This window comes from Exiguobacterium sp. GL_137, assembly GCF_057834585.1.
Map to the genome: position 1 here is coordinate 936841 of NZ_CM174406.1, position 14827 is coordinate 951667.

At 48.5% G+C, this 14827-nt stretch carries 13 protein-coding genes; 12 read left to right on the forward strand and 1 reads right to left on the reverse strand.

Annotation, left to right across the window (positions count from 1 at the left end; all coding sequences use genetic code 11):
- Window positions 1-3: 3 nt before the first annotated feature.
- From AC3IRK_RS04865 to spo0A, 4 genes are all read left to right on the forward strand, one after another.
- Window positions 4-810, forward strand: coding sequence for a TlyA family RNA methyltransferase (locus tag AC3IRK_RS04865; protein ID WP_489170461.1), 807 nt, complete (start codon window positions 4-6; stop codon window positions 808-810).
- Window positions 811-952: 142 nt separating this feature from the next.
- The gene (gene ahrC / locus AC3IRK_RS04870) at window positions 953-1402 is read left to right on the forward strand and encodes a transcriptional regulator AhrC/ArgR (RefSeq protein WP_131503128.1); all 450 of its coding nucleotides are present in this window, start codon (window positions 953-955) and stop codon (window positions 1400-1402) included.
- 12 nt (window positions 1403-1414) lie between these two features.
- Window positions 1415-3121: a DNA repair protein RecN gene (gene recN / locus AC3IRK_RS04875; RefSeq protein WP_131503127.1), complete on the forward strand. Its 1707-nt coding sequence runs from the start codon at window positions 1415-1417 to the stop codon at window positions 3119-3121.
- 3 nt (window positions 3122-3124) lie between these two features.
- Window positions 3125-3838: a sporulation transcription factor Spo0A gene (gene spo0A / locus AC3IRK_RS04880; RefSeq protein WP_131973180.1), complete on the forward strand. Its 714-nt coding sequence runs from the start codon at window positions 3125-3127 to the stop codon at window positions 3836-3838.
- Between the two features lie 918 nt (window positions 3839-4756).
- Here spo0A and AC3IRK_RS04885 read toward each other — a convergent pair.
- A complete protein-coding gene (locus tag AC3IRK_RS04885) occupies window positions 4757-5011 on the reverse strand; it encodes a DUF2627 family protein (RefSeq protein ID WP_131503124.1) in 255 nt (84 codons plus the stop codon).
- A 121-nt stretch (window positions 5012-5132) separates the two neighbouring features.
- Between AC3IRK_RS04885 and AC3IRK_RS04890 the strand changes: the two genes are divergently transcribed.
- The 8 genes from AC3IRK_RS04890 to AC3IRK_RS04925 all read left to right on the forward strand — a co-directional run bounded on the left by AC3IRK_RS04890 (window position 5133) and on the right by AC3IRK_RS04925 (window position 14817).
- A complete protein-coding gene (locus AC3IRK_RS04890) occupies window positions 5133-6788 on the forward strand; it encodes a sigma 54-interacting transcriptional regulator (protein WP_131503123.1) in 1656 nt (551 codons plus the stop codon).
- A gap of 145 nt (window positions 6789-6933) precedes the next feature.
- Entirely contained in the window at window positions 6934-7854 is a 921-nt protein-coding gene (yqiS, locus tag AC3IRK_RS04895; protein WP_131973178.1) for a phosphate butyryltransferase, read from the forward strand.
- Between the two features lie 13 nt (window positions 7855-7867).
- Entirely contained in the window at window positions 7868-8992 is a 1125-nt protein-coding gene (locus AC3IRK_RS04900; protein WP_114596335.1) for a Glu/Leu/Phe/Val family dehydrogenase, read from the forward strand.
- A 17-nt stretch (window positions 8993-9009) separates the two neighbouring features.
- Complete coding sequence (gene buk, locus AC3IRK_RS04905) at window positions 9010-10113, forward strand: butyrate kinase (protein ID WP_188005255.1); 1104 nt, start codon at window positions 9010-9012, stop codon at window positions 10111-10113.
- Complete coding sequence (lpdA, locus tag AC3IRK_RS04910) at window positions 10083-11504, forward strand: dihydrolipoyl dehydrogenase (RefSeq protein WP_131973176.1); 1422 nt, start codon at window positions 10083-10085, stop codon at window positions 11502-11504. The genes buk and lpdA overlap by 31 nt, the downstream gene beginning before the upstream one ends.
- Window positions 11505-11517: 13 nt before the next feature.
- On the forward strand, window positions 11518-12531 hold the full coding sequence (locus AC3IRK_RS04915; RefSeq protein WP_114596332.1) for a thiamine pyrophosphate-dependent dehydrogenase E1 component subunit alpha: 1014 nt from the start codon (window positions 11518-11520) through the stop codon (window positions 12529-12531).
- Window positions 12528-13511, forward strand: coding sequence for an alpha-ketoacid dehydrogenase subunit beta (locus AC3IRK_RS04920; protein ID WP_131503119.1), 984 nt, complete (start codon window positions 12528-12530; stop codon window positions 13509-13511). Before AC3IRK_RS04915 ends, AC3IRK_RS04920 begins: the two co-directional genes overlap by 4 nt.
- A 13-nt stretch (window positions 13512-13524) precedes the next feature.
- Entirely contained in the window at window positions 13525-14817 is a 1293-nt protein-coding gene (locus AC3IRK_RS04925) for a dihydrolipoamide acetyltransferase family protein (RefSeq protein ID WP_131973175.1), read from the forward strand.
- Window positions 14818-14827: the final 10 nt, after the last annotated feature.

A 14827-nucleotide genomic window follows, 5' to 3' on the forward strand; every position in this document is an offset into this window, starting at 1 on the left:
TTCATGGAAACTGTAAAAAAAATCCGCCTCGACGTCTTACTCGTCGAGCGCGGTTTATGTGAAACACGTGAAAAAGCAAAACGGACCATCATGGCAGGTCTTGTATTCAGTGGAACGGAACGACTCGAAAAAGCCGGTGAAAAAGTGAAATCAGACATCGATTTGACGGTTAAAGGTCAAGTCATGCCATATGTCGGTCGTGGCGGATATAAGATGGAGAAAGCACTTGCTGTATTCGATATCGATGTATCCGGACGGATTGGTCTTGATATCGGCTCTTCAACAGGCGGTTTCACGGATTGTGCCTTACAAAACGGAGCTGCACATATGTATGCGCTGGATGTCGGGTCAAATCAACTGGATTGGAAGTTACGGTCGGACGATCGTGTGACGGCGATGGAGAAAACAAATTTCCGTCATGCGACGCCAGACATGTTTTCGATTCAGCCAAGCTTTGCGACGATTGATGTCTCCTTCATTTCGCTCCGATTAATTCTTCCGCCCTTAAAAGCCATTCTAGCTCAGGGTGGGGATGTCATCGCGCTCGTCAAACCGCAGTTTGAAGCAGGACGGGATGATGTCGGTAAAAAAGGAATCGTTCGGGATAAACGGATTCATGAACGGGTACTCAAAGAGATGGTGGATTTCTTCGTTCGCGAAGGATTTTATGTCAAACAATTAGATTTCTCACCGATTACCGGTGGTGAAGGCAACATTGAGTTTCTCTTGCACGCCGAGCTCAAGACACCGGGAATGGAAGAGTCGGTTGATCCACTTGAAACCGTCCACCTGGCACATGCCGCGTTATAAGTCCAATCGATTTTTGAACAGACTCCGTCAAAGATGATGGAGTCTGTTTTTGATTTGTCAGGAATGAATAGGGCAAGCATGGACTTTTATCGAATTATTGGATTACAATAGTATCAGTGAAGAAAAACTGTGAGGTGCAAGGATGACAAAGGGGCAACGGTTAATCAAGATTCGGGAAATCATTACGCAGTCAGAAATCGAAACACAAGATGAGTTGGTCGAGGAACTTCGAAATGCAGGGTATAAAGTAACGCAGGCTACCGTCTCTCGGGACATTAAAGAACTCCATCTCGTAAAAGTACCGTTAAATGATGGACGATATAAATACAGTTTACCTGCCGATCAGCGGTTCAATCCACTTGGAAAGTTACGCCGGTTACTCGGAGATAGCTTCATCTCGATTGATTCTGCTCAAAATTTGATTGTCATGCATGTCTTACCGGGGAATGCCAACGCATTAGGTGTCCTCTTTGATCATTTAAACTGGCCGGAGTTGCTCGGTACGGTCTGTGGAGACGATACGATACTGATGATTACGCGAAACGAAGAAGCAGCAACGGAAGTGACTGAACGTATTTTAGGAATGTTGTAAGGAGTTGACAAGATGTTAGCTGAACTATCGATAAAACAATTTGCAATCATTGACCAGCTACAGATTGATTTTAAAAAAGGTATGACGGTCTTGACCGGAGAGACAGGAGCCGGCAAATCGATCGTGCTGGATGCGATTGGATTACTGATCGGTGGTCGCGGGTCTGCTGAATTTGTTCGGTACGGTGAGGACAAGGCTGAATTAGAGGGTCTTTTCATGATTGAAGACGGTCATATGGCGTATTCGTTAGCCGAAGAGTACGGGATCGACATGGAAGACGGCATGATTATTTTACGACGTGATTTGTTTGCTTCCGGAAAAAGTGTCTGTCGCGTCAATCATAAATTAGTCACGTTGACGATTTTGCGGGAATTCGGACGGGCGCTTGTCGATCTGCATGGTCAGCACGAACATCAACATTTGATGGAAAGTACGTATCATCAAACGATTTTGGATGATTTCGGACATGCGACGATTGCTCCGATTCTCGAACGGTATCAAGAACGTTTTCAGCAGTATGAAGAAAAACGTGATGCCTTACAAGCGTTGGCGCAAAGCGAGCAGGAATTAGCGCAACGCATCGATTTGCTGTCCTTTCAAACGGAAGAAATCGATAGTGCGAAACTCCGAAAAGGAGAAGAAGAAGAGTTGTTGAGCGAACGAAACCGGTTAGCGAACTTCGAAAAGCTTCATGCTTCTCTCAGTGCGGCTTACGATGCGTTGCATGATGAACGACGCGGTATCGATTCCGTAGGAGACGCGATGCGTGAATTGCAGCAGGCTTCAAGTATCGATGACGAGTTTTCAGGTCAAAGTGATACCCTGGCGAATGCATTTTATGCGATGGAGGAAGTCGGGTATGCGGTCCGTGATCAACTGGAGACATTAGAGTTTGATTCGAATCGGCTTGATGAAATCGAACTCCGTCTATCCGTATTCCAACAGTTGAAACGGAAATACGGGGCGACGATTGAAGAAGTCATCGCCTACGGGAAAAAAATCGGTGTGGAACTGGATGCGATGACAAACCGGGATGAGCGGATTGAGAAACTGAAAACAGAAGTGGAACAGTTGGAAACGGAACTGTTCGAGATCGGTGGCGAGTTGTCCCAAGTCCGGAGAAAAGAAGCTCATCTTTTAGGTGAGGCGATTCATCTCGAGCTGCGTCAGTTGTATATGGAAAAAGCCCGGTTTGAAATTCGTTTCCTACAGGACGGAAAGGTACCGACTTTACGTAGAAACGGAATCGATTTCGTTGAGTTCTATATCATGACGAATGCTGGAGAACCGTTTAAATCACTTGGAAAAGTTGCTTCAGGCGGCGAATTGTCACGTATCATGCTTGGTCTGAAATCGATTTTCTCGCGTTCAGTCGGTGTAGCATCCATCATTTTTGATGAGGTGGATACAGGCGTATCAGGACGTGTCGCCCAAGCGATGGCGGAAAAGATTTATCGTCTGTCGATCGACAGTCAAGTGTTGTGTATCACTCACTTGCCTCAAGTCGCTTCCATTGCGGATCAACATCTGTATATCCGGAAAATCGAAGAGACGGACCGGACGACGACACAGGTCAACGTTCTGACGGATTCGGAGCGCGGAAATGAACTGGGACGGATGATTTCCGGTACACATATGACGGATTTGACGTTGCGTCATGCGGAAGAACTGATGGAACAGGCAATGCATATGAAGGAATCGCTTAAAAATGGGGTGTAACAATTGATTAGAGTGGGGATTGCAGATGATAACCGTGAGATGGTCGAATTGATTCGGCAACATCTATCTGCCCAAGAAGACATGGAAGTGGTATGTGTCGCCTATAATGGCGAGAGTTGCCTCGAGAAATTGGAACATGTCGAGACGGACGTCCTGTTATTAGATATCATCATGCCTCATCTCGACGGGTTAGGTGTCTTGGAAGCATTGATGAATCAAAAGAACAGTCCGGCTGTCATCATGTTAAGTGCGTTCGGAAAAGATGAAGTATCGCAACAAGCGGTTTCACTGGGCGCTGCCTACTTTTTATTAAAACCGTTTAGTCTGGATCAACTCGTCAATAAAATCCGCCTGGTCGTTCACGGTGTTCAGACGAACCAAGCAGAACCGGTTGAAACGAAAGTCGGAACCACGCTACGGGAAATTGGGATCGCTCCGCATATCAAAGGGTTCACGTACTTAAAAGATGCCGTCTTGATGGTACTCGAACGAGAAGATTTATTGGGGTTGATCACAAAAGAGTTATACCCGATGATTGCTAAAAAACATGAAACAACTTCTTCTCGTGTCGAACGGGCGATGCGTCATGCGATTAAGTCGGCCTGGAAAGAAGGTATGAGTGAACATACCTTATTCAACGGACGGATTGAACAACAGAAAAGTCCAAAAAATTCCGAGTTCATTTCTTATGTGTCAAACCATATGAATGGATCTTGAACAGAGAAAAATCAGGTTTGTGCGGATGAACGTATCCGTATAATCCTGATTTTTTTTACTAGATAAATAAAAACTGAATATTCATTAAATAAATGTTGCATAAACTGAAATGTTTGTTATAATAAAGGTACCAAATGATTTGGAAAGACGTCAGATGAACGTCGAGTTGAATTGGTTCCCGGAAAACCGTTCAACACATTTCATCTCAGGTCGCCACCTGTAAACGGCTCAAGAATGATGGACGACATTCTCTTGGTAGAGTTTTTACCAAGGCATTTCATATCTTTTTTGGAAGATTTATTTCAAACAGGTATGAAACTTCACGATTTCGAAGCAAGGAAAAAGTGGAGGGTAACGTAAAATAAACGTCCAAAGCAAGACCAAGCAAGACCAAGCAAGACCAAGCAAGAGACCAAGCAAGACCAAGCAAGACCAAGCAAGACCAAGCAAGACCAAGCAAGACCAAGCAAGACCAAGCAAGACCAAGCAAGACCAAGCAAGACCAAGCAAGACCAAGCAAGACCAAGCAAGACCAAGCAAGACCAAGCAAGACCAAGCAAGACCAAGCAAGACCAAGCAAGACCAAGCAAGACCCGTAACAAGTACAGTTCGTGAAAAGGAGTGTTGTCTAGCAGTGAATGTTAGCAACCGAATGATCGACTGCGTTAAGCGGATGACATTATGCTTCACCTAGGTCCAAGTAAAGTCAGATGATGGAGTAGCTATATCTTTCTATCGATCGCCCGATAGCCAAATCTGATTTCTTTCAACCTCTTCATTAAGAGGACAACCTATGGTTTTGAAGTACACGAATAGTTCTACTATGAGAGGAGTTCATCCGTAAGTGAAACCAACTTTATATGAATAAAAGGTCCCGCGCTTGAAATGAGTTCAAGAGATGGGGACCTTTTTGTGTGCTTATTTTTTTTGATAACGATCCGATACTTTGCCACGTTTACGATCGCGGTAAAAAACATAACCTGCGACGAAACCGATGCCACCAATAGCTAACGCTAAACCGGTGAACCCTTGTAAAACATATACATAGGCAGAATCCCCTAGATACCGGAAGGGGAACTGAGCTTTTAAGAAAACACTGTCCCGCATCAACTTGATGCCAATGGCACCGATGATGCCCGGGATGAATAAAGATAATAGACCGATGATTCGCATGATTGTGACCCCTTTCCAAGCGTATTGTATCAGAAAATCCAGATGACTGCGAATTCGATTTGCCCTCCTGTTTTAATACAGGTAGGATAAAGATGTAAGCAGTTTCAAAGGGGGAATCAGAATGCATCATCTCTTGATTGTTGGTGCGGGGCGCGGTGGAACAGAAGTATTACATGCTTTTCAACGTTCGCCTTTGTTGACGGTTATCGGGGTCGTCGATCCAGACGAACACGCGACAGGCGTTCAACTCGCAAAACGGGGACAAATCCGGGTAGAAAAAACTTGGGCGGCTTTTCAGGGAACAGCCATTGATTTTATTATTGACGCGACCGGAGAACACGGTGTGCTTAAACAATTGATTCATTATTTTCCGGACGCCGCCGTTTTACCGGGAGAATTCGTTCGTGTGTTACTGGAACGGCTGGCAGAAAAGGAGCGGATGCTCGAAGCGATCATTCATTGTACGAGCGAAGCGATTTCAGTCGCTGATCAGGCGGGTGAGACGATGCTGATCAATCCGGCATATACGCGAATGACCGGTTATACAGAGGATGACGTCATCGGTAAACCGGCAAGTGCTGATATCGGGATGCAGGAATCTGTCCATTTACGGGTACTCGAAACGGGGGAAAGTGTCCGCGATGCCCGGATGAAGATTGGTCAAGACAGACGGGATATTATCGTGAATGCAGCTCCTGTCGTCGTTGATGGTCAAGTACGGGGATCCGTTGGTGTCATTCGGGATATCTCGGAAATGAAGGCATTAACGAAAGAACTGAAAGCTGCCAAACAAAAAATCCGGACGCTTGAAGCGAAATACACGTTTGATGACATCATCGCCGAAAGTGAATCGATGCGTTTTGTCGTCGATCAGGCGAAGCTTGCAGCGACGATGCCGGTCAATGTCTTAATCCGGGGAGAATCCGGTACCGGAAAGGAATTGTTTGCACATGCGATTCATGCTGCAAGTGATCGTCGGTATGAACAATTCGTCCGGGTCAATTGTGCAGCGATTGCACCGAGCCTGCTTGAAAGCGAGTTGTTTGGTTATGAAGACGGAGCGTTCTCGGGAGCCCGTCGTGGCGGGAAACGAGGGTATTTCGAAGAAGCGCATGGCGGCTCTCTGTTTTTAGATGAGATTGGTGAACTGCCGCTTGATGTCCAGGCGAAGTTATTACGGGTGTTGCAAGAAAATGAAGTCGTTCGAGTCGGCGGAGCTAAAGCGGTCCCGGTCGATGTCCGAATCATTGCAGCGACGAATGCCAATCTCGAGCAAAAAATCATCACCGGGGAATTCCGGGAAGATTTATATTACCGCATCAACCGGTTACCGATTCATATTCCGGCTCTCCGTGAACGACCTGACGATCTTGCGCCATTGACGACACATCTGTTGCGTAAATTAAATCAAAGTTACGGACGATCCGTCGAACGGGTTTCCGAAGACGCTTTGGATGCCATTCGAAAACAGACGTGGAAAGGAAACGTCCGTGAACTCGAAAATGTCATCGGACGTGCACTGATTTTTACGGATAAAACGGAGCAGGTCTTACGAAAAGGTCATTTGCAACTGGTAGTTTCGACGCCACCTAAACGATCGGAACGTCCGAAAAAAGAAATCAAACACCTGTCGGATGAGATGTCGCACGTGGAAGAACAATTGATTCGGGAGGCGCTTGATGTTGTAAATGGAAACAAGACTGAAGCGGCTAAACAATTAGGCATCTCTTTACGAGCTCTTTATTACAAAGTGGAGCGGTTTAATATCCGATGTTGATTTGCAGTTTATTGCATGCAACATATTGCAAATAAATGCAATTCCATGCAAAAATAAAGGAGTGAATGTTGGTATATAGTCGTTTTAAAATTGGCATGAAAATTGCTATTAAATAAAGAGAATGACAGGTAAGGGGGGAAATGGCTTGAGGTTTGAACAGATGGTTCAGCAGGCAGCAGATCTTGAAGATGCAGTCGTTGCGATTGCATCAGCAGATGATGAAGAAGTAATGGATGCCGTGGCGTTGGCAATTGAGAACGATTTAGCCCGTTTTCATTTGTTTGGGGATGCGACACGTATTCAAAAAATGATCCATGATCGGCAGCTGAGTGAGGCGCAATTCGTCATCACGCATACGGCCACGGCACAAGAAGCAGCCGAGCGTGCCGCTTATGCCGTCCGCAAAGGGGATGCGGATGTCTTGATGAAAGGACTCGTTCCGACGGCAACGTTCATGAAAGCCGTCTTAAATAAGGAAACGGGTTTACGGTCAGGAAATGTGTTGTCCCATGTTGCGTTGTTTGAAGTACCGGGACGGGAGACAGCCATCGGATTGACCGATGCTGCGATTCATATCGCACCGACACTGGAAGATAAAGTCCACATCATTGAAAACGGAGTGACCGCACTTCGGGCAGTCGGATACTCCTTGCCGAAAGTGGCGGTGTTAGCGGCTGTCGAAGTCGTTAATCCGACGATGCCGGCAACGATTGATGCTGCCTTACTGACACAAATGAATCGACGCGGACAAATCAAGGATTGCCTTGTTGACGGTCCACTCGCTCTCGATAATGCTGTCAATTTAGAAGCGGCGAAACAAAAGGGATTGACAGGAGACGTTGCGGGGGCAGCCGATCTACTCGTCGTTCCGCAAATTGAGGTCGGAAACGTGATTTATAAATCACTGATGTATTTTGCGCACGCTTCGGTCGCCGCTATCTTGGTCGGAGCTAAAGCACCGGTCGTCTTGACGAGTCGGGCCGATACGGCGGAAGCGAAACTGTATTCATTGGCCTTTGCTTTACTTAATGCGCAGCCTACCAAAAAAATCAAGCAAACAATCTAAGGGGGAACTAACGATGGTTGAAACAAACGTAGAAGCACGATTCAGTATTTTTGAAACAATGGCAATGGAAGATTACGAACAGGTCGTTTTTTGTCACGATAAAGTCTCAGGGTTAAAAGCCATCATCGCGATTCATGATACGACACTCGGACCGGCACTCGGCGGACTCCGGATGTGGAACTATGCGTCGGATGAGGAAGCCTTGATTGATGCGTTACGATTGGCAAAAGGCATGACATATAAAAATGCCGCAGCCGGTCTTAACCTTGGTGGCGGGAAAGCCGTGATCATCGGTGATGCGAAGACTCAAAAATCAGAAGCGTTGTTCCGTGCATTCGGTCGTTACGTACAGTCGTTAAACGGACGTTACATCACAGCGGAAGACGTCAATACGACAGTAGCCGATATGGATTACATTCATATGGAAACGGACTTCGTAACAGGCGTCAGCCCGGCATTCGGATCAAGTGGTAATCCGTCACCTGTCACGGCGTACGGTGTTTACCGCGGGATGAAAGCTGCAGCTAAAGAAGTGTACGGTACAGATTCACTCGGCGGAAAAACAATCGCGATTCAAGGCGTTGGTAACGTTGCCTTTAACTTATGCCGTCATCTGCACGAAGAAGGCGCAAAATTGATTGTCACGGATATCAATCAAGATGCGTTACGCCGTGCGGAAGAAGCGTTTGGTGCTTTGGTCGTCGGACCGGATGAAATTTATAGTGTCGATGCTGATATCTTTGCACCGTGTGCCCTGGGTGCGACATTAAATGATGAGACGATTCCACAACTAAAAGTCAAGATCATTGCCGGTGCCGCGAACAACCAACTTAAAGAAGACCGTCATGGGGACATGCTTCAGGAACGCGGTATTCTCTATACACCAGACTTCGTCATCAACGCAGGCGGCGTCATCAATGTGGCGGACGAACTCGACGGGTATAACCGGGAACGTGCGATGAAAAAAGTGGAACTGGTCTATGATGCAGTAGCGAAAGTCATCGAGATTGCAAAACGTGATCATCTGCCGACTTACCGGGCAGCGGAAAAAATGGCGGAAGAACGGATTGCGACAATGGGCAGTGCCCGCAGCCAGTTTTTACGTCGCGATAAAAACATTCTGGGATCACGCGGTTAAATCAGAGGAGGATTTCAATGAGCGAACGTATTTTAACCATCAATCCGGGGTCAACCTCAACGAAAATCGGAATCTTTGATGGGACAGAGCAAGTGTTTACAAAAACGTTGCGCCATTCAGCTGAAGCGGTCGGAGGACCGCTTTCAGATCAGCTGAAGATCAGACGACAAGTCGTCCTTGATGTGTTGGCACAAGAACGAATTGAATTGAAAGCGCTTACGGCTATCGTCGGTCGTGGTGGTCTGCTTCGTCCACTCGTCAGCGGGACATACCGGGTCAATCAAGAAATGCGTGATGATTTGTTAAGCGGAACGTTTGGCGTTCATGCTTCGAATCTTGGCGGACTGCTTGCGGATGAGATTGGTCAAATGCTCTCGATTCCCGCCTTCATCGTCGACCCGGTCGTCGTAGATGAACTGGAACCGATTGCCCGCCTTACAGGCTTACCTGAACTCGAACGGAAAAGTATTTTCCATGCCTTGAATCAAAAAGCAGTCGCGAAACGGTATGCGAAAGAGATTGGCACACCATACGAGCAGTTACGGCTGATTGTAGCCCATATGGGTGGCGGAATCACAGTCGGTGCTCATCTGAACGGACGTGTGATTGACGTGAACAATGGACTTGACGGAGAAGGTGCTTTTTCACCGGAACGAAGCGGGTCCCTGCCTGTTGGTCAACTAGTAGAACTATGTTATAGTACCAAGTATAAACTCGAGGAAATGAAGCGTCTGGTCGTTGGGTCAGGCGGACTTGTCGCGCACTTAGGCACGTATGATGCGGTCGAAATCGAACGTCGGATTGACGACGGCGATGAAAAAGCCGCTCTGCTGTATGAGGCGATGGCCTACCGAGTTGCAAAAGAGATCGCGGCCCAAAGTGCTGTTTTATATGGTCAAGTCGATGCTGTCATTTTAACGGGCGGACTCGCATACAGTGACCGGTTAACAAAAGCGATTGAAGAACGGATCGCACACATCGGATCTGTCATCCGGATACCGGGTGAAGATGAGTTACGTGCGCTCGCAGAAGGCGTTTTACGTGTACTGCGTCAAGAGGAACAAGTGAAGGAATATGGAGGCGAACTAACATGGCTAGAGAATTCGACGTCGTTGTCCTAGGTGGTGGACCCGGTGGATATGTCGCAGCGATTCGTGCTGCACAAGCCGGGAAAACGGTAGCAATCGTAGAACAAGGAAAACTCGGGGGAACCTGTCTGCATCGTGGATGTATCCCGTCCAAAGCATTTTTAAAGTCGGCAGCCGTCTATCAGACAGTAAAACACGCCGCTACATACGGCGTCGACGTACCGGAATCGTTTTTACGGTTCGAACAGGTCAAACAACGGAAACAAGAGATCATCGATGGTCTCGAATCCGGCATCCAGCATCTGATGAAAAAAGGAAAAATCGAAGTCTTTCACGGCCGCGGTTCGATTCTTGGACCAAGCATCTTTTCACCAATGCCGGGAACAATCAGCGTCGAGCCGGAAGAGGGCGACGGCGAGTTGATCTTACCGCGTCAATTGATTGTCGCGACAGGCTCGCGTCCACGTCCATTGAACGGTCTGGCCTTTGATTCCGAGTATGTGCTTAGTTCGGATGAGGCGCTCGACATGAACGCCTTACCAAAATCGATCGTCATTATCGGTGGGGGTGTCATCGGGATTGAATGGGCGTCGATGTTGACGGACTTTGACGTAGAGGTCACGGTCGTCGAGTTCAGCGACCGGATTTTACCGACAGAAGATCAAGCTGTCAGCCGGGAAGTAGCCCGTCAGCTCAAAAAGCGCGGCGTCAAAATCATGACGAGTGCTGCAGCACAAAGTGACAGTTTCCAGTTAACCGAGTCCGGCGTGACGATTGATGTCGACCGTAACGGCGACAAAACGACGCTTGCGGCAGATAAGTTGTTGGTCGCGATCGGTCGGATGGCGAATGTCGAGGGCATCGGACTTGAAAATACGAACATCGTCGTTGAGAACGGCTTCATCCAGGTGGATGATGAGTTCCGGACGAAGGATAATCACATCTTTGCGATTGGTGATGTCATCGGACGTCTGCAACTCGCTCATGTCGCATCGGCAGAAGGTGCAAAAGCGGTCGAGACGATTGTCAACGGTTCGACGACACCACTGAACTATGCGTTTGTTCCACGTTGTATTTACAGTGTGCCGGAAGCAGCCTCGGTCGGCTTGACGGAAGCTGAGGCTGTCGCAGCGGGACTGGACGTCAAAACGGGGATGTTCTCTTTTAACGGTCTCGGAAAAGCCCGGATTGAAGGGGAAGCGGCAGGATTTATTAAACTCGTTTCCGATGCGAAAACAGATGATTTGGTCGGCGTCCATATCGTTGGACCAAAAGCAACTGAATTAATCAGTGAAGGCGGTCTTGCCCTTGTCCTGAATGCAACGGCATGGGAAGTCGGACAACTCGTCCACCCACACCCTGCACTTTCAGAAGCATTCGGTGAAGCAGCACTCGCAGTTGACGGATTAGCGGTTCACGCCTAAGGAGGAAAAACAGATGGAAAAAATAGAATTCAAAGAACTCGTCGAACTGGGTTTGACGGAGCAAGATGCGATTCAAATGTTTGAAACGATGGTCCGGGCGCGCAAGATTGACGAACGGATGTGGAAATTGAACCGGGCTGGAAAGATCCCGTTCCTCGTTTCCTGTCAAGGGCAGGAAGCGGCCCAAGTCGGCGCCGCTTACGCGCTTGAAAAAGGGACGGACTATATCCTACCGTACTACCGCGATCTCGGCGTCGTGTTGCATTTCGGTCAGACGTCACGTGACATCATGTTGTCCGCTTTCGCAAAAGCGGAAGATCCGAACTCCGGCGGACGGCAAATGCCGGGTCATTACGGTTCGCGTGCTTTAAACATCGTCACGGGATCTAGCCCGGTGACGACGCAAGTTCCACATGCCGTCGGGATTGCCCTCGCTGCAAAGATGCGTCAAGAGCCGCTTGTCGCGTACGTTTCATTCGGCGAAGGTTCATCGAACCAGGGCGACTTCCATGAAGGGGCGAACTTTGCCGGCATTCATAAATTACCGGTCATCCTGTTTTGTGAAAACAATAAATACGCGATTTCAACGCCGCTTTCGAAACAATTATCGGCGAAACACGTCGCCGACCGGGCGATCGGATACGGGATGCCGGGTGTGACGATTGACGGAATTGACCCGCTTGCGGTCTATAAAGCGGTCAAAGAAGCGCGTGAGCGTGGTCTCCGCGGTGATGGTCCGACGTTGATTGAAGTCGAAGTCGAACGGCTTGTTCCCCATTCATCGGATGATGACGATAAATCGTATCGTTCGGCAGAAGAACTGGCTGAACTGAAAACACGTGACGGAGTTAAACTGTTCCGTGAAAAATTAATTCAGATGGGTGTCTTAACGGAAGAAACGGCACAAGACATCGAAGCGAAACTTGAGCAGGAAGTAGACGAAGCGACGGCTTATGCGGAAGCAGCAGCCTATGATACAGCTGAAAACACACTCCGTTACGTGTACGATGAGGGGGAAACGAAATGACGACATTAAGTTTAATCGAAGCAATCAACAGCGCAATTAAAGAAGAGATGGAACGCGACGAATCGGTCTTCGTCCTCGGAGAAGACGTTGGCGTCCGCGGTGGCGTTTTCCGGGCGACACAAGGATTACTTGAACAGTTCGGGGAAGCACGTGTCATCGACGCACCGCTCGCTGAGAGTGCAATCGCCGGTGTCGGAATAGGGGCTGCGATGTACGGGATGCGACCGATTGCTGAAATGCAGTTTGCTGATTTCATCATGCCGGCCGTCAACCAGATCGTCAGTGAAGCGGCGAAAATCCGTTACCGTTCGAACAATGACTGGTCGTGCCCGATCGTCATCCGGGCACCGTTCGGCGGCGGAATTCACGGCGCACTTTACCACTCACAATCCGTCGAAGCGATGTTCAATTCGACACCGGGCTTAAAAATCGTCATTCCGTCGAATCCGTACGATGCTAAAGGGCTGCTGAAGGCAGCAATCCGTTCGAATGATCCGGTGTTGTTCTTTGAACATAAGCGCGGATACCGTCTCCTGAAAGGTGAAGTACCGGAAGAGGATTATATCGTTGAAATCGGCAAAGCTGATGTCAAACGGGAAGGCGAAGATTTGACGGTGATCACGTACGGTCTTTGTGTTCAATTCGCCCTTGACGCAGCGGCACGTCTTGAGAAAGACGGCATCGATGTTCATATTCTTGATTTACGGACCGTTTATCCGATTGACCGGGAAGCGGTCGTCGAGGCAGCCCGGAAAACCGGAAAAGTCTTGCTCGTGACAGAAGATAACAAAGAAGGCAGTGTCATGAGTGAAGTGTCGGCGATTATTGCGGAAGAAGCGTTATTTGATCTCGACGCACCAATCGAACGACTGTGCGGTCCGGATGTCCCGGCGATGCCATACGCGCCGACGATGGAGAAATTCTTTAACGTCTCGAGCGAAAAAATCGAAGATAAAATCCGGACGCTACACGCGTACTAAGGGGGAAACGTCAATGAAAACTGAAACATTAACGATGCCACAACTTGGTGAGAGTGTAACGGAAGGAACGATTTCCCTTTGGCTCGTCAAACCGGGTGATACAGTCAAGAAGTATGATCCGATCGCGGAAGTCATCACCGATAAAGTGACAGCAGAAGTCCCATCGTCCTTCGACGGTGTCATCGATCAACTGTTGGCAGAAGAAGGGGACACGTTGCAAGTTGGGGAAGCGATCATAACCTTGCAGGTCAGCGGCGGATCAACAGAAGTCGCAGCAACGGAAGAAGCCGTTCCAGCAATCGAAGAAACACCGGTCTCAAGTGATCAATCGATGAAGAAACGTTATTCACCGGCCGTTCTTAAATTGTCTGCCGAGCACGGGATTGATTTGGAGCAGGTTTCGGGAACGGGGGCAGGTGGTCGGATTACCCGGAAAGACCTGCTCAAAATCGTCGAAACCGGACAAATCGCGCAACCGGATACGGTCGAAGCGCCGACGATTGAGTCGGTGCCGGCACCAAAACCGGAAGCACAACCGGAACGACATGAACAACCGCAAGCAGTGCGACCGCAAGCGGCTAAACCGATGACGAGCACGACAGAAGCCGGAGACATCGAAATTCCGACGGCCGGTGTCCGCCAAGCAATCGCAACGAACATGGTCCGCTCAAAACAGGAAGCACCGCATGCCTGGTTGATGATTGAAGTTGACGTGACGAACCTGGTCGAAGCCCGGAATCGTCACAAAGAGGCATTCTTTAAACAAGAAGGGGTCAAATTGACATTCCTCCCGTTCTTCATGAAAGCAACCGTTGAAGGATTAAAGAAACATCCAATCATGAACTCGACGTGGGCGGGCGACAAGATCATCCAGAAAAAAGCAATCAACTTGTCCCTCGCGGTCGCGACGCAAGAAGCCTTGTTCGTACCGGTCGTCAAAAATGCGGATGAACTCAGCATTAAAGGACTGGCGCGGGCAATCGATGATTTCGGCAAACGGGCGCAATCCGGACGACTGTCGTCAAGCGAGATGCAGGGTGGAACGTTTACGGTCAACAATACCGGATCATTTGGTTCGATTCAGTCAGCACCGATTCTGAACTTCCCGCAAGCGGCGATTTTGTCGGTCGAATCAATCGTCAAACGTCCGGTTTGGGTGAACGGCATGTTCGCAGCACGCGATATGGTCAACCTTTGTATGTCGATTGACCACCGGGTACTCGACGGACTCGTTGCCGGTCAGTTCCTGCAGACGGTCAAACACGCACTCGAGTCAATCGACCCGAATCAACTGTCTTTATATTGATTAAGACAAA